The organism is Lacinutrix venerupis (assembly GCF_001971745.1).
Lineage (GTDB): Bacteria > Bacteroidota > Bacteroidia > Flavobacteriales > Flavobacteriaceae > Lacinutrix > Lacinutrix venerupis.
Map to the genome: position 1 here is coordinate 843,235 of NZ_CP019352.1, position 22,322 is coordinate 865,556.

At 31.5% G+C, this 22,322-nt stretch carries 19 protein-coding genes; 10 read left to right on the forward strand and 9 right to left on the reverse strand.

Annotated features, from left to right (window positions below; genetic code table 11):
* The first annotated feature begins 129 nt into the window (after nt 1-129).
* A complete protein-coding gene (locus BWR22_RS03760; RefSeq protein WP_076732101.1) occupies nt 130-1,077 on the forward strand; it encodes a tetratricopeptide repeat protein in 948 nt (315 codons plus the stop codon).
* A 171-nt stretch (nt 1,078-1,248) separates the two neighbouring features.
* On the forward strand, nt 1,249-2,604 hold the full coding sequence (locus BWR22_RS03765) for a UDP-N-acetylmuramate--L-alanine ligase (protein ID WP_076732102.1): 1,356 nt from the start codon (nt 1,249-1,251) through the stop codon (nt 2,602-2,604).
* 132 nt (nt 2,605-2,736) lie between these two features.
* Here the strand turns inward: BWR22_RS03765 and BWR22_RS03770 are convergent, their stop codons facing one another.
* The gene (locus tag BWR22_RS03770; protein WP_076732103.1) at nt 2,737-3,360 is read right to left on the reverse strand and encodes an HNH endonuclease; all 624 of its coding nucleotides are present in this window, start codon (nt 3,358-3,360) and stop codon (nt 2,737-2,739) included.
* A gap of 141 nt (nt 3,361-3,501) precedes the next feature.
* Complete coding sequence (locus BWR22_RS03775) at nt 3,502-4,092, reverse strand: FMN-binding negative transcriptional regulator (protein WP_076732104.1); 591 nt, start codon at nt 4,090-4,092, stop codon at nt 3,502-3,504.
* Between the two features lie 88 nt (nt 4,093-4,180).
* Between BWR22_RS03775 and radC the strand changes: the two genes are divergently transcribed.
* The 4 genes from radC to BWR22_RS03795 all read left to right on the forward strand — a co-directional run bounded on the left by radC (nt 4,181) and on the right by BWR22_RS03795 (nt 7,790).
* Nucleotides 4,181-4,879: a RadC family protein gene (gene radC / locus BWR22_RS03780; protein ID WP_076732105.1), complete on the forward strand. Its 699-nt coding sequence runs from the start codon at nt 4,181-4,183 to the stop codon at nt 4,877-4,879.
* Between the two features lie 118 nt (nt 4,880-4,997).
* Entirely contained in the window at nt 4,998-6,299 is a 1,302-nt protein-coding gene (locus tag BWR22_RS03785) for a polysaccharide deacetylase family protein (RefSeq protein WP_076732106.1), read from the forward strand.
* A 61-nt stretch (nt 6,300-6,360) separates the two neighbouring features.
* Nucleotides 6,361-6,975 (forward strand): YjjG family noncanonical pyrimidine nucleotidase, encoded by a 615-nt coding sequence (locus tag BWR22_RS03790; RefSeq protein WP_317042538.1) that lies wholly within the window; start codon nt 6,361-6,363, stop codon nt 6,973-6,975.
* A gap of 8 nt (nt 6,976-6,983) precedes the next feature.
* Complete coding sequence (locus BWR22_RS03795) at nt 6,984-7,790, forward strand: hypothetical protein (protein ID WP_076732108.1); 807 nt, start codon at nt 6,984-6,986, stop codon at nt 7,788-7,790.
* Here BWR22_RS03795 and BWR22_RS03800 read toward each other — a convergent pair.
* Nucleotides 7,787-9,064, reverse strand: coding sequence for a replication-associated recombination protein A (locus tag BWR22_RS03800; protein WP_076732109.1), 1,278 nt, complete (start codon nt 9,062-9,064; stop codon nt 7,787-7,789). The two genes, BWR22_RS03795 and BWR22_RS03800, sit on opposite strands and share 4 nt — an antisense overlap.
* A 172-nt stretch (nt 9,065-9,236) precedes the next feature.
* Between BWR22_RS03800 and BWR22_RS03805 the strand changes: the two genes are divergently transcribed.
* A complete protein-coding gene (locus BWR22_RS03805) occupies nt 9,237-9,989 on the forward strand; it encodes a rhomboid family intramembrane serine protease (RefSeq protein WP_076732110.1) in 753 nt (250 codons plus the stop codon).
* 2 nt (nt 9,990-9,991) lie between these two features.
* Here BWR22_RS03805 and rlmB read toward each other — a convergent pair whose 3' ends face one another.
* The 6 genes from rlmB to BWR22_RS03835 form a co-directional block, all read right to left on the reverse strand.
* Nucleotides 9,992-10,726, reverse strand: a complete 735-nt coding sequence (gene rlmB, locus BWR22_RS03810) for a 23S rRNA (guanosine(2251)-2'-O)-methyltransferase RlmB (RefSeq protein ID WP_076732111.1) — start codon at nt 10,724-10,726, stop codon at nt 9,992-9,994.
* 71 nt (nt 10,727-10,797) lie between these two features.
* Nucleotides 10,798-11,814 carry a hypothetical protein gene (locus BWR22_RS03815; protein ID WP_076732112.1) on the reverse strand — a complete coding sequence of 339 codons (1,017 nt, stop codon included), beginning with the start codon at nt 11,812-11,814 and terminating at the stop codon, nt 10,798-10,800.
* A 13-nt stretch (nt 11,815-11,827) separates the two neighbouring features.
* Nucleotides 11,828-12,730 carry a hypothetical protein gene (locus BWR22_RS03820; RefSeq protein ID WP_076732113.1) on the reverse strand — a complete coding sequence of 301 codons (903 nt, stop codon included), beginning with the start codon at nt 12,728-12,730 and terminating at the stop codon, nt 11,828-11,830.
* 25 nt (nt 12,731-12,755) lie between these two features.
* Nucleotides 12,756-14,243: a SusD/RagB family nutrient-binding outer membrane lipoprotein gene (locus tag BWR22_RS03825; protein ID WP_076732114.1), complete on the reverse strand. Its 1,488-nt coding sequence runs from the start codon at nt 14,241-14,243 to the stop codon at nt 12,756-12,758.
* Nucleotides 14,244-14,252: 9 nt separating this feature from the next.
* Nucleotides 14,253-17,312 carry a SusC/RagA family TonB-linked outer membrane protein gene (locus tag BWR22_RS03830; protein WP_076732115.1) on the reverse strand — a complete coding sequence of 1,020 codons (3,060 nt, stop codon included), beginning with the start codon at nt 17,310-17,312 and terminating at the stop codon, nt 14,253-14,255.
* 119 nt (nt 17,313-17,431) lie between these two features.
* A complete protein-coding gene (locus BWR22_RS03835) occupies nt 17,432-19,126 on the reverse strand; it encodes a POTRA domain-containing protein (RefSeq protein WP_076732116.1) in 1,695 nt (564 codons plus the stop codon).
* A 180-nt stretch (nt 19,127-19,306) separates the two neighbouring features.
* On the opposite strand from BWR22_RS03835, the gene rpsL reads away from it, so the two are divergent.
* Genes rpsL through fusA form a run of 3 tightly spaced genes read left to right on the forward strand, consistent with a single transcriptional unit; the run spans nt 19,307 to nt 22,314 of the window.
* The gene (rpsL, locus tag BWR22_RS03840) at nt 19,307-19,681 is read left to right on the forward strand and encodes a 30S ribosomal protein S12 (protein ID WP_013869047.1); all 375 of its coding nucleotides are present in this window, start codon (nt 19,307-19,309) and stop codon (nt 19,679-19,681) included.
* A 23-nt stretch (nt 19,682-19,704) separates the two neighbouring features.
* On the forward strand, nt 19,705-20,181 hold the full coding sequence (gene rpsG, locus BWR22_RS03845) for a 30S ribosomal protein S7 (RefSeq protein WP_013869046.1): 477 nt from the start codon (nt 19,705-19,707) through the stop codon (nt 20,179-20,181).
* Between the two features lie 6 nt (nt 20,182-20,187).
* Entirely contained in the window at nt 20,188-22,314 is a 2,127-nt protein-coding gene (gene fusA, locus BWR22_RS03850; RefSeq protein ID WP_076732117.1) for an elongation factor G, read from the forward strand.
* Nucleotides 22,315-22,322 lie beyond the last annotated feature (8 nt).

Here is a 22,322-nt window from a genome sequence, read left to right on the forward strand (position 1 = left end):
AACACTAAATGTGTAACACAAGCGTTTGAATGAGTAAACTAAGCGATTTTAAAAGTAAAGCTTTTATTTTCTTTCTAAAAATCAAAAACAATACCAATAGATGATTATTTTAGCTTTGATTTATAAACTATGAAAAAAATACTATTTATTTTAATATTAAGTCCCTTATTGTTAATAGGACAATCAAGTTTAACCGATGCAGAAGCATTTATTAAAGATAAAAACTTCTCTAAAGCAGAAACCGTTTTAATTAATTATTTAAACACGAATCCTACTAATTTAAAAGCTACCGAATTACTAGGAGATGCTTACGGTCACCAAAAAAAATGGGATGATGCCATAATATATTATAAGCAGTTAGTTGAAGCTAAACCTAGTGAAGCCAATTTTCATTATAAATATGGAGGCGCTTTAGGTATGAAAGCTTTAAGCGTTAGTAAAATTAGAGCTTTAGGTATTATAGGAGATGTAAAAAGTTCTTTCTTAAAAGCAGCAGAGTTAGATTCACAACATATAGACACACGTTGGGCTTTAGTAGAATTGTATATGCAATTACCAGGCATTGTTGGTGGTAGTAAAAATAAAAGTTTAAAATATGCGAATGAGCTTGAAAACCTTTCTAAAGTCGATGGTTATTTAGCCAAAGGTTATATTTATGAGTATGATAATGAACCAGAACTAGCCGAAGAATTCTATAAAAAAGCAATAAAAGAAGGAGGTTCTATTACCTGTTACGATAAGCTAACAAAACTCTACGAAAAGGAAGGCAAATCTACCGAAGCCATTTCTAACCTTGAAGCAGCACATGTAAAACACAAACGCAACGCTATGCACTACCAAATAGGCAAAGTGTGCGCAGATTATAACGTACAATTAGAAAAAGGAGAATTTTGCCTTAAAGTTTATATCGAAAATTATACTGCTAAAGACGGTGTGCCAAAAGCATGGGCTTATTACAGGTTGGCACAAATTAATAAGCATAAAAACGATAAAAGCGAAGCACTTAAATGGATTGATAAAGCAATTACAGACCTTCCAAAAATTGAAGTTTTTAAAACATTTAAAGCCTCTATTTAATAATTTTTAAAATTTGGGCGTTACCTAAAGGTCGGGCTTTTACTACTCGCTTTTTTTGAGAAAAACAAAAAAGAGCTCAAACATACCGTTCAATCCCTAACGCAGAAATCCTTGTACTTTATTAAAATTTAGTATTACAATTCATATCTTTACAGTCCATTAAAAAACTCTATGAACGTACATTTTATAGCCATAGGAGGCAGTGCTATGCATAACCTTGCATTAGCATTACATAACAAAGGATACCAAGTAACAGGAAGCGACGATACTATTTTCGAACCATCAAAATCTCGATTAAAAAGTAAAGGTTTATTACCAGAAACTTTTGGTTGGTTTCCAGAAAAAATAACACCTACTTTAGATGCTATTGTTTTAGGTATGCATGCAAAAGAAGATAATCCTGAACTATTAAAAGCACAAGAATTAGGCTTAAAAATATACAGTTACCCAGAGTTTTTATACGAGCAATCTAAACATAAAACCCGAGTAGTAATTGGAGGAAGTCATGGTAAAACAACCATAACCTCTATGATTTTGCATGTAATGCACTACCACGATCGCGATGTCGATTACATGGTTGGTGCACAATTAGAAGGTTTCGATGTTATGGTAAAATTAACCGAAGACAACGATTTTATTGTACTTGAAGGCGATGAGTATTTAAGCTCACCAATAGACAGACGACCAAAATTCCATCTCTACAAACCCAATATTGCATTGCTAAGCGGTATTGCTTGGGACCATATTAATGTGTTTCCTACATACCAAAACTACGTAGAACAGTTTAGTATTTTTGTAGACTCTATTGTACAAGGCGGTAGTATAAATTATAACGAAGAAGATGCTGAGGTTAAAAGAGTAGTAGAAGCTAGCGAAAACCCAATTAGAAAAATAGCTTACCAAACACCAGAATATACAGTTGAAAATGGTGAAACATTATTAGAAACACCAGAAGGACCTTTGCCAATAGAAGTTTTTGGAAAACATAATTTAAACAACCTTGCTGGCGCAAAATGGATATGCCAACACATGGGCATTGACGAAGACGATTTTTACGAAGCCATTTCAACCTTTAAAGGTGCAAGTAAACGTTTAGAAAAAATAGCAGAAAGCAAAAACAGTGTAGCTTATAAAGATTTTGCACACTCGCCAAGTAAGGTTCAAGCGACTACTAATGCTGTTAAAGAGCAATACCAAAATAGAACTCTAGTAGCTTGTTTAGAGTTACATACTTATAGTAGCTTAAATGCCGAATTTTTAAAAGAGTATAAAGGTGCACTAGATGCAGCAGATGTTGCTGTTGTTTTCTACTCACCGCATGCGGTAGAAATAAAAAAGCTAGAAGAGGTAACACACGAGCAAATAGCTAGTGCTTTCGAGCGCGACGATTTAATTATTTATACCAATCCAGAGGAGTTTAAAGACTTTTTATTTTCTCAAAATTTTAATGAGAAAGCATTATTATTAATGAGTTCAGGTAATTATGGAGGATTAGATTTTGAGGCTTTGAAGGCGTTGGTTAGGTAAGTTTTTTGAAAGGTTTGTTTAAAGGTCTCGGCTATGAGTAGTTGCGTTGATTGGAACTAAGTTAGCGAAAGAAAACGAACCAGAGGAAAATCCGCAGGATTTTCCGAGTAAGTAATGACCAAGCAATTATTTTTATATATTGTTGTCAAGTTTAAATTGAGATACAATATCTAAATCTCTATTTTCGCTGTGTTCTTTTCCGTGGCAACTTTTACAAACAGCCATTAAATCTTCTGGATTTTCATATCCTACTCTGTCATAAGTTTTGTGATGAACGAGTAATGCTTTTTTTCCACATCTCTCACATTTATAATCGACATTTTTTAAAACCCATTCGCGCTTTTTCTTCCAAATATTACTTTGCAGATATCCATAATACCATTGTTGGATAGACCATTCGTTTGTCAGTTTTTTTTGTTCGAGTCTTAATTCATTTATTTTCTTTGCAAATAGGATTCTTATTTCTTTTAATCTGTCTTGATATTCAAATCCTTCTTCTAAATTTTTTGAATTCAGATTACTTAAATCAACATCTCGATGTTTATGTGCTTTTAAAAATTTATCACATTTTGTGCATTTTGTCATGACGTTAATTAAAGTAGAACTGTATTCATATTTTAATGTTACAAATTCATGTTCACATTCAGTTATTTCTCGTTCTTCAAAGTCGCATTTCGAGCAGTACCATAATTTAGCAAATCCATTTTCGTAATTTACGACAAGAGGTATTTCTTCGTTACATTTCTTGCAATTCATATTTCTTAGAGTAGTTTGGGGTGTATTACTGCCAATTTTTAGTTGATATAAAAGCTCTTCAATGTTTTATATCAAACGTTAATCGAAGTTAGCAGTTTTATTTAATAAAGTCAAATACCAAGATTAAGCTAGTTTCTATTATTAAAATACTGTATCTAAAAAATGCTTAATACTTTCTTGGTTAGTACGAAGTAATTCTGCTCTAGCATTTTCTATATCTTTAGGAAGTTTATCTTGAGAAAGTTTAAATTTACCTTCCCAGTTTTCAATTTCAATTTCGAATAATTGTATGTATTTTAGGTTAGCATCTAATCTTGGGTTTTCTGGTTCTAACACATATTTATGGTCGGGAGCTTCAAGAAACTCTGTCATTGTAATTAAGGATTCTTTTAAAGCGTTAGTGTTTTCAATAGCATTAACTTTTCCTTTTAAGTGTACTCTTATGTAATTCCATGTTGGTAATTGCGTAGTAGTATAAATACTTGGTGATATATAACATTGCGGACCATTAAAGAGCACTGTAATATCATTATTGTCTTTTAGTAACTTGGTTTGTGGATTGTAAATATCAATATGTCCAACTAATTTATCGTCTTTAAAAATTAAAGGTAAATGTGTGATTAAAGGCTCGTTATCTTTTACCGAAATAATAGTTGCTAAAGGATAGGTTTTAATCACTTCTACTATGTGAGTTCTATCGTTGTCTTGATGATGTTTCGGTGGATATTTCAATACTAGTTTTATTATTGTAAAGGCAGTTACCTTTTAATTAATTATAAAATTTTAATGGACTTAAATTTACAATAATTATATTTACTACATGACAGAAAAAGACGCTTCGTTTTCTATAAAAAACTGGTCGCAAGACGATCAGCCTCGAGAAAAACTTCGAGATAAAGGTAAAGCAAGTTTAAGCGATGCCGAGTTGGTTGCTATATTAATAGGTTCTGGAAATAGAGAGGAGAGTGCAGTAGCATTATGCAAACGTATTTTAGCAAGTACAGAAAATAACTTAAGTGAACTTGGTAAGCTATCTATAAAACAGCTTACGCAATTTAAAGGTATTGGTGAAGCGAAAGCCATTTCTATAATCGCAGCATTAGAATTAGGTAGACGTAGAAGAGGCGTAGAGGCTTTAGAACGTAAAAAAATTACGTCTAGTAAATCGGTTTTTGAATTCTTACAACCGGTAATTGGTGAGTTGCCACACGAGGAATTTTGGATTGTTTACTTAAACAATTCTAATAAAGTAATACAAAAAAACCAATTAAGTAAAGGTGGTATAACTGGCACTTTGGTAGATGTGCGTTTGGTTTTAAAAACAGCTTTAGAGGTTGGAGCAGTAGGTCTTGTATTGGCTCATAATCATCCTTCTGGAAACTTAAAACCAAGTGAAGCCGATAAACAACTTACCCAAAAATTAAAAACAGCAGCAGAAAGTTTAGATATTAAAGTTTTAGACCATTTAATAGTTACAGAAAACGCATATTTTAGTTTTGCCGATGAGAATATTCTTTAAAGATATAGTGTAGTTATTACGACTATATTATAAATATAAGTAACAATTAAGATGCTTTTATTACTTTTGAGACTATTGTTTTAAAAAAGCTAACCGCTCTAGAATATTGCAATTAAATATGCTATTAGTTTATACACATAAAATTACACCTAGATTGCGTTATATCTTTAAGCAGGTTTGTACCCGAATTTTAGATATACCAGTTAGTTTTACTACTACAATCGAAGAGTTTATTGCACACGATAGCTTGAAAATGTCTTATACAAGACAGCCTTTAGGAAAAGAGTTTTTTATACGTTCTAACGAGTTACTTTTCGAACAAGGCTTAAGCGATATAGAAACAAAAGTAAGCGATTGGGAAGACACAAAATGTTTTTTTTCTAATGGAGAGCAAAGCGCTTTACCTTTCGATATTTTTGCAGCTTCTTTTTATTTATTAAGCCGCTACGAAGAATATTTACCACACGTTAAAGATGAATTTGGACGATTTACTGCCGAAGAAAGTTTAGCTTTTAACAATGGATTTTTAAGACAGCCAGTTGTAGATATTTGGGCTTATAAATTTAAAAAAGCTTTACAAGAACAATATCCAGATTTTATATTTGAAGAAAGAGATTTTAAAGTAACACCTATTATAGATGTTCCAAAAGCTTATAGTTATAAATTAAATGGAATAATGAGAACTATTGGTGGTACATTAAGTGATCTTTTTCGATTAAGGTTAAAAAACGTTTACAAACGGTACTCTGTTCTATTTGGTTTAAAACATGATCCTTTTGATACTTTTAAGTATATTATAAACAAACAAAAGCAAGTTAAATTTAAATTTATTTTCTTTTTTTTAGTAGGTGATTTTTCTACTTACGACAAAAATATTAATGTACAAAAAAGTAAATTTGTATCGTTAATAAAGCAAGTAGGAGACTACTCTAAAATTGGTTTGAAAGCCTCTTTTTTTGCTTTAAATAATATTTCAATTCTTAAAACCGAAAAACTAAGAATGGAATCTATTATTAATCAAGATTTAAAAGCATCAAGGCAATCTTATTCTAAATTAAATTTACCAGAATCTTATAGAAATCTTGTGGAATTAGAAATAACCGAAGATTATACTATGGGCTATATAAACCATATAGGATTTCGAGCCGGAACGTGTACTCCTTTTTTCTTTTACGATTTAGATTACGAAGTACAAACACCACTTCGTATTAATACTTATCACGTTTTAGATTATGCGTTATTAAAATACCAATCGTTATTAGATAAAAAAATGCACCTAAATCAAATTATTAGCGCAGTAAAAAATGTAAATGGAGAATTTGTTTCAGTTTTTCATAACTATACATTTAGTGCTTCAGAAACTTGGAAAAATTACAAAGAGCTTTTTAATATTATTTTAGATGCCGCAAATAAAAAATAAAATAACCGATATATTTTTTGATCTAGATCATACACTATGGGATTTTGATAAAAACTCTGCTTTGACCTTCGACATAATTTTTAAAAAGAATAACGTCGACTTGGATTTAGAACGTTTTTCAGAAATATATAAACCTATAAACCTTAAGTACTGGAAATTATATAGAGATGAGAAAGTATCTAAAAGTAAATTAAGATATGGAAGGTTAAAAGAAACTTTTGATGCTTTAAAAATTAAGGTTGAAGACCGTGTAATTAATCAGTTATCAATAGATTATATAAATTATTTAACAGAATACAATTATGTTTTTGAAGGTACTATTGAAATTTTAGAATATTTAAAACCAAAATATAAATTACACATAATTACTAATGGTTTTAAAGAAGTACAGCAAACAAAATTAGAAAAATCTAATATTGCACACTATTTTAGCACAGTTACAAGTTCTGAAGCTGTTGGTGTAAAAAAACCTAATCCTAAAGTGTTTAATCACGCTTTAAAAATAGCTAATATTACAAAAGAAAATGGTATAATGATTGGTGATAATTATGAAGCCGATATTCTTGGAGCATTAAACATAGGTTTAGATGCTATATGTTACAATTACCATAATGTAATTTTAGAAAAAGAAATAAAAGAAATTAAACATTTACTAGATTTAAAAAAATACTTATAAATATTATTATGAAAAGAACAATTTTAATTTTACTTGCTTTTATTGCACTAACTTCAGTTTCAGCGCAAACCAGTTTAAACGATTATAAATATGTTATTGTACCAAAACATTATGATTTTGCAAATAAGCCGGATGAGTATATGCTTAATTCGTTAACAAAATTTCTTTTTGAAAAGTACAATTTTGATGCTTTAATGGAAGGTGAAACATTTCCAAGTGATTATGGGAAAAATAACTGTTTAGCTTTAAAAGCAGATGTTTTAAAAGAGTCTACTATTTTTAAAACTAAACTAACAGTACAATTAAAAAACTGTCAAGATCAAATTATATTTACCAGTACGCAAGGAGAATCTAGAGAGAAAAAATATAATGTAGCTCATAACCAAGCATTAAGAAATGCTTTTAAAAGTATTGAAGCGGCAAACTATAAGTATAACCCAGATAATGCATTAGTTAATAATACTGTTGAAGAAGTAGGAGAGCAGCAAGATGAAATAGTAAAATTAAAAGAAGAAATAAAGGTTTTAAAAGAAGCTAAAGCCAAAGAAACTATAACAGAAAAATTAGAATTAATAGAAAAGCCGCTAGTAGAAAACACTAAGTTTAAAGCCGAAGCTATTGATGGTGGATTTATGGGCTATAATCTTGTGAATAGTAATAACGATAAGGTATACACAATTTTCTTTTCAGGGAAAGAAGATTTGTATATAGTTAAAAATAGAGATGCCGTAATTTATAAGCTAAATAATAAGTGGGTAATAGCAGAAGCTAAAGGCAAAGATTTACAAGTTAAATCTATAGATATTAAATTTTAGTATCCATATTTTTCTTTCCAACGTGCTTTTAAAAAATCGCGTTGTGCTTTTTCTCTACTATTATTTCCTGGCTCATAAAGTTTAGTGTTGGCTATTTCTTTTGGTAAGAATTCTTGCGAAGCAAAGTTGTTTTCGTAATTATGTGAATATTTATAATTTTCACCATAACCTATTTCTTTCATTAATTTTGTAGGTGCATTACGGATATTTAATGGTACAGATAAATCTCCTGTTTGTTTAACTAATTGTTGAGCATTACCTATGGCCATATAAGCGGCGTTACTTTTTGGAGAGCAAGCTAAATATGTTGCGCATTGACTTAAAATAATTCTAGATTCTGGATAACCTATAGTAGATACAGCTTGAAAAGTTGTATTTGCTATTACTAAAGCAGTTGGGTTTGCGTTACCAATATCTTCGCTAGCTAAAATAAGAAGACGACGTGCAATAAATTTTACATCTTCGCCACCTTCAACCATTCTAGCTAGATAGTATACTGCAGCATTAGGATCGCTACCACGTATAGATTTTATAAAAGCCGAAACAATATCATAATGCTGTTCGCCAGTTTTATCATATCGCACTGTATTGTTTTGTACCTTTTCTAATACTAAATCATTTGTTATTGTTATATCATTAGAATCTTCAGAATTTACAATAAGTTCAAAAATGTTAAGTAATTTTCTAGCATCACCTCCAGAAAGACGCAAAAGCGCTTCAGTTTCTTTAAGGTTTATCTTTTTTTTAGATATTTCCTCATCAGTTTCTATTGCCCGCTTTAAAAGCACCTCTAAATCTTTTTTTTCAAAAGGTTTAAGAATATAAACCTGACAGCGTGACAATAATGCTGGAATAACTTCAAAACTCGGGTTTTCAGTAGTTGCTCCAATTAATGTAACCCAACCTTTTTCTACTGCTTGTAATAGAGAATCTTGTTGAGACTTACTAAATCTGTGAATTTCATCTATAAACAAAATAGGATTTTTTGTTGTAAATAAACCACCACTTTGTTTTGCTTTTTCAATAACGTCACGTACATCTTTTACTCCAGAGCTAATAGCGCTTAAAGTATAAAAAGGCCTTCCTGAAGTTTCTGCAATTATATTGGCTAATGTTGTTTTGCCAATACCAGGCGGTCCCCAAAAAATCATGGAAGCAATCATGCCTAAATTTATTTGCTTAGTTAATGTTCCATTTTCACCCACTAAATGAGCTTGACTAACATAATCTGCTAGTGTTTTTGGTCTTAATCTTTCGGCAAGAGGAGTATTCATATAGTAAAATTAAACTTTTTTGATTTAAAATAATGTTATGTAATTCATAAATAAAGAAACGAGCTAGTGTCTATTTAGTATTTTAAAAAATAAATAAAGGTTTTATTTAAGTAGGACTGACATTGTAACATTTTTTAAAATTTGGATTGCAAATTGCTATATTTAATTTTATATGAAAAAACAAATACAGCCTTTTACTTTTAGTATAGATACCATTTTGTATCCAATACTATTTGTGCTATTAATTTGGTTAGTTTTTGCTGTAGAAATTCGTTTTGGTTTACGTTTTAATAAATATGGTGTTTATCCACAAACTTTAAAAGGTTTACGAGGTATAATATTTAGTCCATTTATTCACTCTGGAATAAAACATTTATATTCTAATACTATTCCATTATTTGTATTGTCTTCTGCGTTATTCTATTTTTATAGACCAATTGCATTTAAAGTAGTTGTTTTCGGTATATTATTTTCTGGATTGCTTACTTGGATAATAGGAAGACCATCCTATCATATAGGAGCTAGTGGTTTAATTTATGTGTTATTTAGCTTTAATTTTTTTAAAGGAATTTTTGCCAAAAACTATAGGTTAATTGCATTATCCTTAGTGGTTGTTTTTATTTATGGTAGTATGTTTATGTACGCTTTTCCAATAGATGAGAAAATTTCTTGGGAAGGACATAGTGCAGGTTTATTAGTCGGTTTTATATTCGCTTTAATATTTAGAAAAGAAATAGCAAAACCAAAACGTTACGTTTGGGAACAACCAGATTACAATGAAGAGGATGATGAATTTTTAAAATATTTTGATGAAAATGGAAACTTTATAGAATTGCCTCCAGAAACCGAATGGTTCGCTGAAACAGATGAAATTTCTTCAGAAATATCAAAAATCAATTATATTTTTAAAGAAAATAAAGAGTAAAATTACAAACGTTGTCTTACCGCTTCATATAAAAAGGCACCACAAGCAACAGAAACATTTAACGATTCTATTTCACCAAGTAAAGGTAACTTAGCTTTTGCATCTACTAGTTTTAATACAGAAGGATTTATTCCACGTCCCTCACTACCCATTATTATTGCACAAGGTTCTTTAAAAGAAACATCAAAAATTGTGTTTTCTGTTTTTTCGGTAGCTGCTATTACTTTTATACCACAAGCCTGCATATGAAACATAGCATCTTTAATATGGTCTACTTTACATATAGGAACTTTAAATACAGCTCCAGCACTTGTTTTTATAGTATCACCATTAACTGGGGCACCACCTTTCTTTTGTACTATTATTCCATGAACACCTGTACATTCTGCGGTTCTTATAATAGCACCGAAATTTCTAACATCACTTAATTGATCTAATAAAAGGAATAGAGGAGTAGCACCACTTTCTAATGTTTTTTCTACTAAAGTATCTAAATCATGAAACTCGATAGGAGATATTTGTGCAACTGCGCCTTGGTGATTATTTTTAGTAAGACGGTTTAACTTTTCCACAGGTACATAAGAAGAATTTATACCATTTTGTTTTATTAAACTTTCTAATTCAACAAATAATTCTCCTTTAAGACCTTTTTGTAAAAATACTTTATCTATTGTTTCATTTGCGTTTATAGCTTCTATTACTGCTCTTAAACCAAATATTTGAGTGTTTTCTTTCATTGGTGTAAAGGTATAAAAAAAGAGTCTGATATAAATCAGACTCTTTTATAAATTTAATTATTTAGGAGTTATTACTCAGCAGCAACAACTTCTCCATTAGCGTTTAATAATGAATAATCTCCACCAACAACTCTTAAGAATCCTAATAAAGTTTCACCATTTCCTCCACTATCTGAAGGTGTGTTATTACTAAAATAAGTAGATGGGAAATCAAGACTAGCATTAAATGTACCAAAATGGTTAACATAAAGAGTAAAAGGTAAAGCAAAGTCACCATCTAATACTTCGTTAGTATCAGCATCTAAACCTAAATCAAATCCCCATAAATCAGCTACAATTGGATAATCACCATCAGCTAAAGGACCAGAAGGAGCAGTTGTATTTCCAGGGTTAGCAGCAGCGTTTTCTGCACTAACTTCTTCAGGACAACTAGCCCAAGAATAGAAACTTCCAACATATAAATCAAAATCAGCTAAATTACATAAGCTAGTAGTATGACCTACAGTTTCATCATCTAAATCTGTTTCTATAATATTTCTTTCGATAGTATTATAAGTTACAGTTTTATCAAAATCAAGAACTACAACTACTTCATCACTAACAAGGTTAGTAACTTCAAGATTAATCATTATAGCACCGTTAGCAGGTAATCCATTACCATTATCTGTACTTGTTAATTTAAAAACTAAATTCTCAGTTGCTTCAGCAAGTACGTCTCTTGTAGCTGTAATGTTAAATGAGTGTGTAGTAGCGTAAGCTGGGAATTCAATTTTATAACCAAAAGCTCCAAAACCATCATCTACAGATGTTGCTCCAACTTCTGCACCATCGGCATCACTAACAAAATAATCTGCATTTTGTCCACCAGATACAAGCTCTAGTTTAAAATCCATTCTTTCTTTATAAGTCATATTCGTTTCTAAAGAAACAGTTATTGTTTCACCTTCCATAACAGAAGTGGCAGATTGACTAGTTTTTGAAACTACTGGCTTTACAGATGTTGTATAATTTGCATCATCATCTACACAAGAGCTTAAAGCTACAAGTGAAAAAGAAAGTAGAATACTTTTTATATAGTTAAATTTCATTTTTTATAAGTTTTTATTGTAATGTTAATGTAATTGTAGCTCCTGAATATATTGGTCCAGCTGAACCACCTATTCCAAATTCAGGGAAAACTAATTGACCAGAAGCGTTAACAAAACCAGGAGAACCTTGAATGATTTCGTTAGAGAATACCCATTCTGTAAATATTAACTGACCAGCACAAGCATAGAAGTAAGATGTGTAACCACTAGTTGACCATCCAAACATACTACTTAACTCATAATTTCCTGCACCTAAGTGTGAAATTGTGTAAGTTCCAGGTCCTAATACATCTGATGATAAAGTGTAAGTTCCTGCTAAGTCAGTACGACATAATTGTAATTTAACTAATGTAGACTCTAATTGCTCAGAAATAACAACATTATCAACTGTTACTAACGTCTTTAAATTTACAACAAATACAGTTGTTTTTGCATTATCTAAAGCATCATTGTTTACTGCAATTGGAATTAAATCAAAAGTTGAATTTGCAGGAATTGTAGTTTCTAAAGTTGTATCTACCCAATCAAAATGAGTTCCTTCTTCTGCGATAGGATATTTTCTTTCATCATCAGAAGGATCATTAGGTGTATTATTAACATCTAACATTGTGTTAAGTTCAGCTAATTCCTCACTATCTATTTTTAAGTCTGAGAAATCACCGATTTCATAAGACATAGTAATAGTAGCATTCGAAGGTTGCCCTGAAGCACCACCAATTAGGTGAACAGGAATATCGAATGGAAATACAGCTCCAGGCTCTTCAACAAAATTACCTAAAGTTTCAGCTCCTTTAAAACCAACAACTAGAGGTCCGTTGTATGTTTGATCATTTTGATCTATTTCATCGTCAACTAGACAAGAAACAGATAATAAGCAGCAGATTGCAGCTGCAAAATAAATTTTTAAATTTTTCATAATTTTCTCTTTTTATAGTTTTTTTTTATTGTGCCCAAAATGGACCTGTTGCAAATGCATCTGTACTTGTTACATTTGGTACATTTGATGCATTAGACGTAAGCTCAGAAGAAGGGTATAATAATCTCTTAGGTCTTGTAGTAGACTGTGCTGTTAAAGCTAATGGAATTCCTGTAGGATATCCAGTTCTAGTAAACTCAATATAAGATTCAATACCATTTATACCGTTAAGAGCAGTCCACTTTTGTCTCATTATTGCTTCTAACTTATCATCATCACTACCAGCCCATGCAATTCCTGGAGCTGTTGGGTTGTATGATGCAGATGATAATCCGTAAAGATTAAATGAAGCATCGATAGCAGCTTGGAAACTTGCTTGAGGATCTCCTGAGATTTTTCCTCTTAATTGAGCTTCAGCTTGTAATAATAAACTTTCTGCAGCTAACATAATGTAACCATCTTGTGCAGAGTTAATTACTAAACCAGGACCTATTGGAGATAAAGTTGCTGGAGAGTTATCTCCATCAGCACCTTGAACGTGTCCAGTATATCCACCGTCATCGTCTTCTCCATAAATAGCAGTTAATCTTGCATCTGGTACAGCTCCTGAAGCATTACCTTTTAAGTATTCTATTGCGTAATCAGAACCTCTGTAAAAGTTATAGTTAACAGATGTTGACTCATCATTAGAAAACATTATTGCGTAAAAAGGATTTTGCTGAGCAACTTCACCATCAGAATAACCAGGGTTTATTGTTGCGTCTGATCCGATAAATGTAGCACCATCTAAAGCTGCAAATTGGGCATCTAAATAGGTTGCAGATTCAGCATCATTTAAATCGTAAGCTTTTGTAGACTCTCTTAATAAGATTCTTAATTTAATTGTATTTGCTAATGCAATCCAATTTGTCATACTTCCGTTGTAAACAACATCTTCAGCACCAACAGCTACTGCTGAAGTACCTTGATTTTGAATAAGACTAATAGCCTCATCGATTTCTGCAACTAACTGTCTGTAAACTGCTTTATCATCATCATAAGCAGGAGTTAAATTCTCTATTCCTTGGTGTGCTTGAGAATAAGGAATGTCTCCATATAAATCAACTAAATATTGAAAATAGAATGATTTCATGATTTTAGCAATTGCCTTATGGTTAGCATATTCATCACCTGGATTATCAATAATCTCTTGGAAATTTGCTGTTGATAAATATAATCCTGTAAAAATACCAGAATAAAAATTGTTATCTATTGCTAATGAGAATTCTTCTGAAAAACCACCTGTAAAAGCATTTACGTTGGCTCCCCATCTATTCATCATAACATTACCCAAAATATTCATAGTTCTCGATTGAGTTCTATACGTTTGAGTTAAAGCTCCTGCCAAGATTAAATCTGGAGAAACAAGTTCTGAAGAAGGACTATTTGGACTTTCGTTGATATCTAAGTAGTCGCTACATGATGTAGTAATTGCGAGAATTACTAGTAGTAAAAATTTATATTTCGTTTTCATATTTATTAATTAAAAAGTTAAATTAACAGTCATACCGTAAGTTCTTGTTGCAGGATATTGTCCTGTAACACTTAAACCTTGTGCATTACCTGTAGTGTTTGAAAATTCTGGATCTGCATAACCTCTGTTTTCTTTTGGAAGAACAACAAATGGATTTCTTGCGTTAATACCGATTCTAAAATCACTAAACCCTAGAGCATTAAGTACATCTTTATTGAAAGCATAGCTTAAAGAAAGTTCTCTTACTTTAAAAGCTGTAGCATCAAGTACAAAGTTTTCAGAAACATCTCTATACTCATTAGAGAAATAATCTAAGTAGTTAGCATAAGTTGTACCAGCTGTTACAACATTTGTGTTAGCTTGGTATACACCTGGAGAAGTTTCTATAGCAGAGTTAGGGAAAATAAATCCACGTCTACCGTTTTCTGCAGACTCTACTAAGTGTCCACTCCATGATAACCAATCTTTAGTTCCAGCCCAAAATTGGTGACCAGTTCTGTAATCAAAAACACCAGCTAATCTAAAACCTTTATATGTTAAGCTTGTATTAAGACCAACAATGTAATCAGGGTTAGCAACACCTAAATTAATAAACTCTGATGTTTTTAATGGGTTTCCTGTACTTGGGTCAATTAATACTCTTCCTTGAGGATCTCTTTGGTATCCTGTACCTTTAATTAATGGGAATGGCTCACCTACTGTTGCAAAAATTCCAACATCTGCATTACCATTTCCTAATGAAACTTCGTCTGTGTTATCAGATACTTTTTTAACAATTGTTTCATCAGAAGATAAACTCATGTTAATATCCCATCTGAAATCTGCAGTTCTAATAGGAGTAATTCCTAAATCAATTTCATATCCTTTAGTTTCTGTTTCACCAATATTAATTGTTGAGTTTGTTAAACCAGAAGCTGTAGAAGTACTTACATTAGTTACTAAGTCTTTGTTGTTAGTAATATAGTAAGACGCTCCTAAAGTAATTCTATCTCCTTTGAAAAATGCTAAGTTTAAAGAAACTTCTTTAGAGTCAATAAACTCGTTTACTAATAAAGGATCTGCAACTGTTGCATCTATTGCAAATGAATTTAAACCTCCATAAGGATATCCAGCAACTTGATTAAGTGTACTATTTGTTTCGTAAGTTCCAACTCTGTCGTTACCTACACGTGCTAAGTTAGCAGATATTTTAGCATAATTTAAAACACCACCATCTTTTAAACTAGGAAAAGCAGTTGTTGGTACAAAAGATACACCTACACTTGGATAGAAGAATGAGTTTCTATCTGCAGCTAATCTTGAAGTCCAATCGTTTCTTCCTGTTAAAGTTAAAAATAAATAATCTTTAAATCCAAAATCGAAACTTCCAAATAATGCATAACTTCTACTTCTAAAAGAACTATTGCTAACACCTGGTATACCAGTTATGTTACTAATGTTGTAAAAGTTAGGAATTGTTACATTACTACCATTTACAGAAGTTAAAGAAGACCAGTTATCTTGAACGTTGTTTCCTAATGTTGCTTTGAATGATAAATCATCAGTTAACATGTAGTTAAAGTTCACGAAAATATCGTTATAAAAATTCTTAGACTCTTGATTGTTAGTAGAGAATTGAGAAACAGTAGAGTGATCTCCTCCACCAACACCTGAAGTATCAGTGTATTCATTAGTATACCCAACAAAATTACTGCTAAAAGTTCTTAAACTTGTTAATGAGCTTAAACTAATATTATCGTTTATTTCATATTTTAAGTTTATGATACCGTTAAAACGGTCAGACTCTGTAGTATTTCTAATATTATCTCTCATCCAATATGGACTTCTGTAATAAGATGTCCAGTGTCCTTCGTTTCCAGAATTAGCAAATTGCTCAACTGGAACGTTTGTAGCTGTCTGTAATAACTCTGTAAATAAACTAGAAGTTGTAGTTTCTGTTTTTGAATTTACATAGTTAATGTTTCCACCGATATCCCATTTTCCAATTTTCTTACCAGCCTTAAATAAAACGTTTGTTCTACCTAATTTATCATCTTGCACCACAAACTCTGTGTTTTGGCGGTTAACAGATAATAATGCATAAGAATTTGTATCACCTCCAGAGATAGATACACCTGTTTGTGCAATAGTACCAGTTTGGAAAAATTGCTCAATGTTATCTTCAATAGGAGAGTATGGTGCCATAATGTATGAACCATCTGCTTGAGCTAAACCTACAGGCTGAATAGAACCATCAAATTCTGGTCCCCATCCACCATTTTCATAAGTTACATGACCTCCGTTCCAACCTTGACCGTACTTAGTTTGACGTTGTGGAAGAAAAGATATGTCTTCAAAAGAGATTGATGTATTAACAGCAATGTTAATTTTTTCATCAGCAGTACCTCTTTTTGTAGTAACGATAATTACACCGTTTGCTCCTTGAGAACCATATAGTGCACTACCACCAGCTCCTTTAATTACATTTGTAGACTCAATAATTTCTGGTGCTAAATTTGCTAAAGTGTTAGCAGATGAAATAGCTCCATCAATAACTATTAAAGCCTCGTTGCTTCCTGTTAAAGATCTGTTACCTCTTAATACAATACGAGTTGATTGATTAACTCCGTTGTTAGTTGTATTAATTTTTAAACCAGAAACTTTACCAGCTAAACTCTGTATTACGTTAGGGTTAGATGCTTGTGTTAAAGTTTCAGCTTTTACTATTTGTGTAGAAGATGTAAGCTCATCCGCCTTTCTTTCAACACCTAAAACAGTAATTACAACTTCTTCTAAAGCATTTTCATTCATAATAAAACTTATGTCGTTACTTGCTCCTACAGTTTTTTCTACTGTATTACCAACATAAGAGAATACAAGAACATCTCCTGTGTTTGCTGAAATTGAATACTTACCGTCAAAATCTGTTGTAGTACCATTACTAGTACCTTTAACAAGAACATTTACTCCAGGTAACGGTAAATTATCTCCATCGGAGATGGTACCTGAAATTGTTTTTCCCTGTGCGAACGTGAGTTGCACAACAAACGCTAGCAATAGCGTTAAAATTCCACTAAACTTTGTTTTCATTTTATATTTTATTTGAATTAGTCTGTGCCAAAAATCATAATAAAAAGTTAATAAAACAATATTTATTGGTTAAATTTTTGATTTTTTTTCAAAAAAAAAATTTTTTTAGTTAAAGAAGTTTAAAAAAATGAGACTAAACTTATGTGAATCTTACTATTTGAAAACACGAAGTTTTGATTTTCAGATTTTCCGTTTGCAAAGTTAAATTTTAACAATCCTGCCCTTGTTAAAAGTCCAAATCCTAGTCCAAAACCATATAGGTTTTCTTTCGTATTTGAAATTTTATTTTCGTAGTTTGAAAAGTCAATTATTGTGTAGCTGTATAAGTTTTTGTTTAGTTCGTATCTGTATTCTGTGTTAAAAACATAGAACTTATTTGCTAAAATACTATTTTCTTGAAAACCTCTTATGGAATTTATTCCTCCAAACCTAAATAATTCGTTTTCAAAATAAGTTTCAGAGTTTTTTGTAGCAGCTTGTATTCTTGTGTAAAAACTGTTTTTTTTGTTAATTTTAAATGTATAAAACGCGTCAATACTATATTTTTCCTGTTCTTCAGTTAGATTTTCTGTTTTTCGTTTTCCAAAACTCAATTCTAGGTTTATTTTGCTGTTTAATCTAAAAAGATTACTGGTGTTGTTTGCGTTTTCAAAAATATATTTGAGATTAATATTGTTGCTATTGTAATCCTCTATGTCTAAATTTAATTCGTTATTTAATAAATTGTTAGACTCTACACCTTCAACACCTAAAAATATTTTGCTTTTAGGTGTTAGCTGATAAAATAAATTTGCTTTTTGACTTACAGATGTAAAAGAGGAATCTCTCTTTAAGATTTGTAAAGATAATTCTGTGCCAATAGGAGTTGAGAATAAATATGGTAAATTTAAATTTATTTCAAAATTCTTTTGTTGACTTTCGTCACTTTTGTAAATTAAATTAAAAGACTCTCCATAGTTAAGATTGTTATTTAGCTTTAAATTAATATATCCGTTAAAGTCTATTTTATTTGTTTCTTCATTAGTGTTAAAACCTAAGAAGCCATCAAAAGCATTATTTTGTATTTTTTTAAGATATATGTATAACGTTGTGGAATCTTTTGTAAATAAAGCTTCAGGATTTTTCGTTTGTTCAGCAAAACCTAAGCTCTTTAATGTTGTCATTTTTCTGTTTATCTCTTCTATATTGAATTTTTTTTGAGTTTTAATTTTAAGGAATCTTTTTAGGTATGATTTTGGGAATTTTTCATATCCTTTAATTGTAATCTTATCTAAACTTCTTTTATTGCCACCTTTTAGAATAATTAAATTTGCGGTTAGAGAATTTTTACTCTCTTTTTTTAGGTTTGAAAGTTTGATTTTTGAAAAAGGAAATCCATTGTTTGAAATTTTATTATTTATTGTTTCTAATGTTTTTTCAATATTTTTAAATGGAATAATAAAATAATGTTCGAAACTATTCTTTGAGATTTCGTCTATTATTTTTTTGTCTATAACAGAGTTGTTGTAATTAATTTTTATGAGATTGTATTTTGTGTTTAGTTTAAGTTTAATTTTAAATACAGTGTCATTAAGTTTTTTTATTGGTGATTGTTCGTAATCAATATAACCTGTTTTAATCAATTTTTGAGCAACAGTGTCTACTTCATTTATAATAGAGTTGTAGTTGGGATGTTTTTTTTTATACTCTAAACTATTAATTATGGTGTTCTCTTGATTGTTCGATCCAGAAATAATTAAGCTTAAGTCTTGAGCAAGTAGATTCGAGAGAGAGAATAAAAAAAAGGTTAGTATTATGCAGGTGTGTTTTGACACAGAATTAATTTATTATATATGGTTGTAAATCTAACGGAAAAACATTGGATATAATATAGAGTGAAATGGAAATTTAAAAAAGTATTGAAAATTAATCTTTTAAGGTTTGAATTTCAAAAATTAATTTCTACCTTTGCAGCCCTCTTAGAAGAGGTCAATTAAATTTATATATAAATATATATGCCAACAATTTCACAATTAGTAAGAAAAGGAAGAGCCAAAATAACCAAGAAGAGTAAATCGGCTGCTTTAGATTCTTGTCCACAGAGACGTGGTGTGTGTACTCGTGTGTATACAACGACACCTAAAAAACCAAACTCAGCAATGCGTAAGGTAGCAAGGGTTCGTTTAACAAATGGTAACGAAGTAAACGCATACATCGGTGGAGAAGGTCATAATCTACAAGAGCACTCGATAGTATTGGTTAGAGGTGGAAGGGTAAAAGATTTACCAGGAGTTAGATACCACATTGTACGTGGAGCATTAGATACCGCAGGTGTTGATGGTCGTACGCAACGTAGATCTAAGTATGGTGCAAAACGCCCTAAGAAGTAATTTTAAAACTTTAAGAAGAAGACATGAGAAAAAGAGCAGCGAAAAAAAGACCGCTTTTACCAGATCCGCGTTTTAACGATCAGTTAGTAACTCGTTTTGTTAACATGATGATGTGGGATGGAAAGAAGTCAGTAGCTTTTAAGGTATTTTACGATGCGATTGACATTGTAGAGTCTAAGAAAACAGACGAAGAAAAAACAGCATTAGAAGTATGGAAGGATGCTTTATCTAACGTTATGCCTCACGTAGAAGTACGTAGTCGTAGAGTTGGTGGGGCTACATTTCAAATTCCTAACCCAATACGTGCAGACCGTAAGGTTTCTACAGCTATGAAATGGCTTATTAGCTTTTCTAGAAAAAGAAACGAAAAATCTATGGCACAACGTTTAGCAGCAGAAGTTTTAGCAGCGGCTAAAGAAGAAGGTGCAGCGGTTAAGAAAAGAGTAGATACTCATAAAATGGCTGAAGCAAATAAAGCATTCTCTCACTTTAGATTTTAAGAAAAAATGGCAAGAGATTTAAAATTCACAAGAAACATAGGAATTGCAGCTCATATTGATGCTGGTAAAACAACAACAACAGAGCGTATTCTATATTATACTGGAGTTTCACATAAAATTGGTGAAGTACATGATGGTGCTGCAACAATGGACTGGATGGAGCAAGAGCAGGAGCGTGGTATTACTATTACCTCTGCGGCTACAACTTGTACATGGCAGTTTCCTTTAGAAAACGCACAGCCTACTCCAGAAACAAAAGGGTATCACTTTAATATTATTGATACTCCTGGTCACGTAGATTTTACAGTTGAAGTAAATAGATCTTTACGTGTATTAGATGGTTTAGTATTTTTATTTAGTGCAGTTGATGGTGTTGAACCGCAATCTGAAACTAACTGGAGATTAGCAGATAACTATAAAGTTCCAAGAATTGGTTTCGTTAATAAAATGGACCGTCAAGGATCTAACTTTTTAGGTGTTTGTCAACAAGTAAAAGATATGTTAAAATCTAACGCGGTGCCAATCGTTTTAAACATTGGAGACGAAGCAGATTTTAAAGGTATTATAGATTTAGTAAAAAACCGTGCTATTGTATGGCACGATGAAACTCAAGGAGCAACTTTCGATGTTATCGATATTCCTGAGGATATGAAAGCTGAAGCTCGTAAGTACCGTGCTCTTTTAATTGAAGAAGTTGCAACTTACGATGAGAACTTATTAGAAAAATTCATGGAAGATGAAGATTCTATTACAGAAGAAGAAGTGCACGCTGCACTTAGAGCTGCTGTAATGGATATGGCTATTATTCCAATGATTTGTGGTTCAGCATTTAAAAATAAAGGTGTACAGTTCTTGTTAGATGCAGTATGTCGTTATTTACCGTCTCCAACAGATAAAGAAGGTATTAGAGGAATTAATCCAGATACAGAAAAAGAAGAGCTACGTAAGCCTGATGTAAAGGAGCCATTTGCTGCTTTAGCATTTAAAATTGCAACAGATCCTTTTGTAGGGCGTTTAGCATTTTTTAGAGCGTATTCAGGACGATTAGATGCGGGTTCTTACATCTTAAATAACCGTTCAGGTAAAAAAGAGCGTATTTCTCGTATTTACCAAATGCACTCTAATAAGCAAAATGCTATCGATTTTATTGAAGCAGGAGATATTGGAGCAGCAGTAGGATTTAAAGATATTAAGACTGGAGATACGATGTCTGACGAAAAGCATCCAATAGTTTTAGAATCTATGGATTTCCCAGATCCAGTAATTGGTATTGCTGTTGAGCCTAAAACTAAAGCAGATGTTGATAAATTAGGTATGGCATTAGCTAAGTTATCTGAAGAAGATCCAACATTCACAGCAAGAACAGATGAGGCTTCTGGACAGACAATTATATCTGGTATGGGTGAGCTTCACTTAGATATTATTGTAGATCGTCTTAAGCGTGAGTTTAAGGTTGAAGTAAATCAAGGTCAGCCACAAGTAGAGTACAAAGAAGCAATTACACAACGTGCAGAACACAGAGAAGTTTACAAAAAACAATCTGGTGGACGTGGTAAATTCGCAGATATTGTATTTACATTAGAACCTGCTGAAGAAGGAAAAGTTGGTTTAGAATTCGTTTCTGAAATTAAAGGTGGTAACGTTCCTAAAGAATTTATCCCTTCAATTGAAAAAGGATTTAAAATGGCAATGATTAACGGACCATTAGCTGGTTACGAAGTTGATGCTATGAAAGTAACATTAACAGATGGATCTTACCATGATGTGGATTCTGATCAATTATCGTTCGAATTAGCAGCGAAGCTTGGATTTAAAAATTCAGCTAAAGCAGCAAAAGCGGTAATTATGGAGCCAATCATGAAGCTTGAAGTTATTACTCCAGAAGAAAATATGGGTGATATTGTAGGTGACTTAAATCGTCGTCGTGGTCAAGTAAGTGATATGGGTGACAGAGCTGGAGCAAAAACAGTTAAAGCTACTGTACCATTATCTGAAATGTTTGGATATGTAACAACATTAAGAACATTATCTTCAGGTCGTGCAACATCAACAATGGAATTTTCTCACTATGCTGAAACACCTTCTAATATATCAGAAGAAGTAATCAAAGCAGCTAAAGGAGTTGAATCGTAAATCTTAAG

What these genes read in the sequence shown, in the direction of transcription:
- BWR22_RS03785 (WP_076732106.1), top strand. Translation starts at nt 4,998, where the DNA reads ATGCTATTAGTTTATACACATAAAATTACACCTAGATTGCGTTATATC.
- rpsL (WP_013869047.1), top strand. Translation starts at nt 19,307, where the DNA reads ATGCCAACAATTTCACAATTAGTAAGAAAAGGAAGAGCCAAAATAACC.
- BWR22_RS03760 (WP_076732101.1), top strand. Translation starts at nt 130, where the DNA reads ATGAAAAAAATACTATTTATTTTAATATTAAGTCCCTTATTGTTAATA.
- BWR22_RS03815 (WP_076732112.1), bottom strand. Translation starts at nt 11,814, where the DNA reads ATGAAATTTAACTATATAAAAAGTATTCTACTTTCTTTTTCACTTGTA.
- rpsG (WP_013869046.1), top strand. Translation starts at nt 19,705, where the DNA reads ATGAGAAAAAGAGCAGCGAAAAAAAGACCGCTTTTACCAGATCCGCGT.
- BWR22_RS03825 (WP_076732114.1), bottom strand. Translation starts at nt 14,243, where the DNA reads ATGAAAACGAAATATAAATTTTTACTACTAGTAATTCTCGCAATTACT.
- BWR22_RS03800 (WP_076732109.1), bottom strand. Translation starts at nt 9,064, where the DNA reads ATGAATACTCCTCTTGCCGAAAGATTAAGACCAAAAACACTAGCAGAT.
- BWR22_RS03830 (WP_076732115.1), bottom strand. Translation starts at nt 17,312, where the DNA reads ATGAAAACAAAGTTTAGTGGAATTTTAACGCTATTGCTAGCGTTTGTT.
- radC (WP_076732105.1), top strand. Translation starts at nt 4,181, where the DNA reads ATGACAGAAAAAGACGCTTCGTTTTCTATAAAAAACTGGTCGCAAGAC.
- BWR22_RS03795 (WP_076732108.1), top strand. Translation starts at nt 6,984, where the DNA reads ATGAAAAGAACAATTTTAATTTTACTTGCTTTTATTGCACTAACTTCA.
- rlmB (WP_076732111.1), bottom strand. Translation starts at nt 10,726, where the DNA reads ATGAAAGAAAACACTCAAATATTTGGTTTAAGAGCAGTAATAGAAGCT.
- BWR22_RS03805 (WP_076732110.1), top strand. Translation starts at nt 9,237, where the DNA reads ATGAAAAAACAAATACAGCCTTTTACTTTTAGTATAGATACCATTTTG.
- BWR22_RS03820 (WP_076732113.1), bottom strand. Translation starts at nt 12,730, where the DNA reads ATGAAAAATTTAAAAATTTATTTTGCAGCTGCAATCTGCTGCTTATTA.
- BWR22_RS03765 (WP_076732102.1), top strand. Translation starts at nt 1,249, where the DNA reads ATGAACGTACATTTTATAGCCATAGGAGGCAGTGCTATGCATAACCTT.
- fusA (WP_076732117.1), top strand. Translation starts at nt 20,188, where the DNA reads ATGGCAAGAGATTTAAAATTCACAAGAAACATAGGAATTGCAGCTCAT.
- BWR22_RS03770 (WP_076732103.1), bottom strand. Translation starts at nt 3,360, where the DNA reads ATGAATTGCAAGAAATGTAACGAAGAAATACCTCTTGTCGTAAATTAC.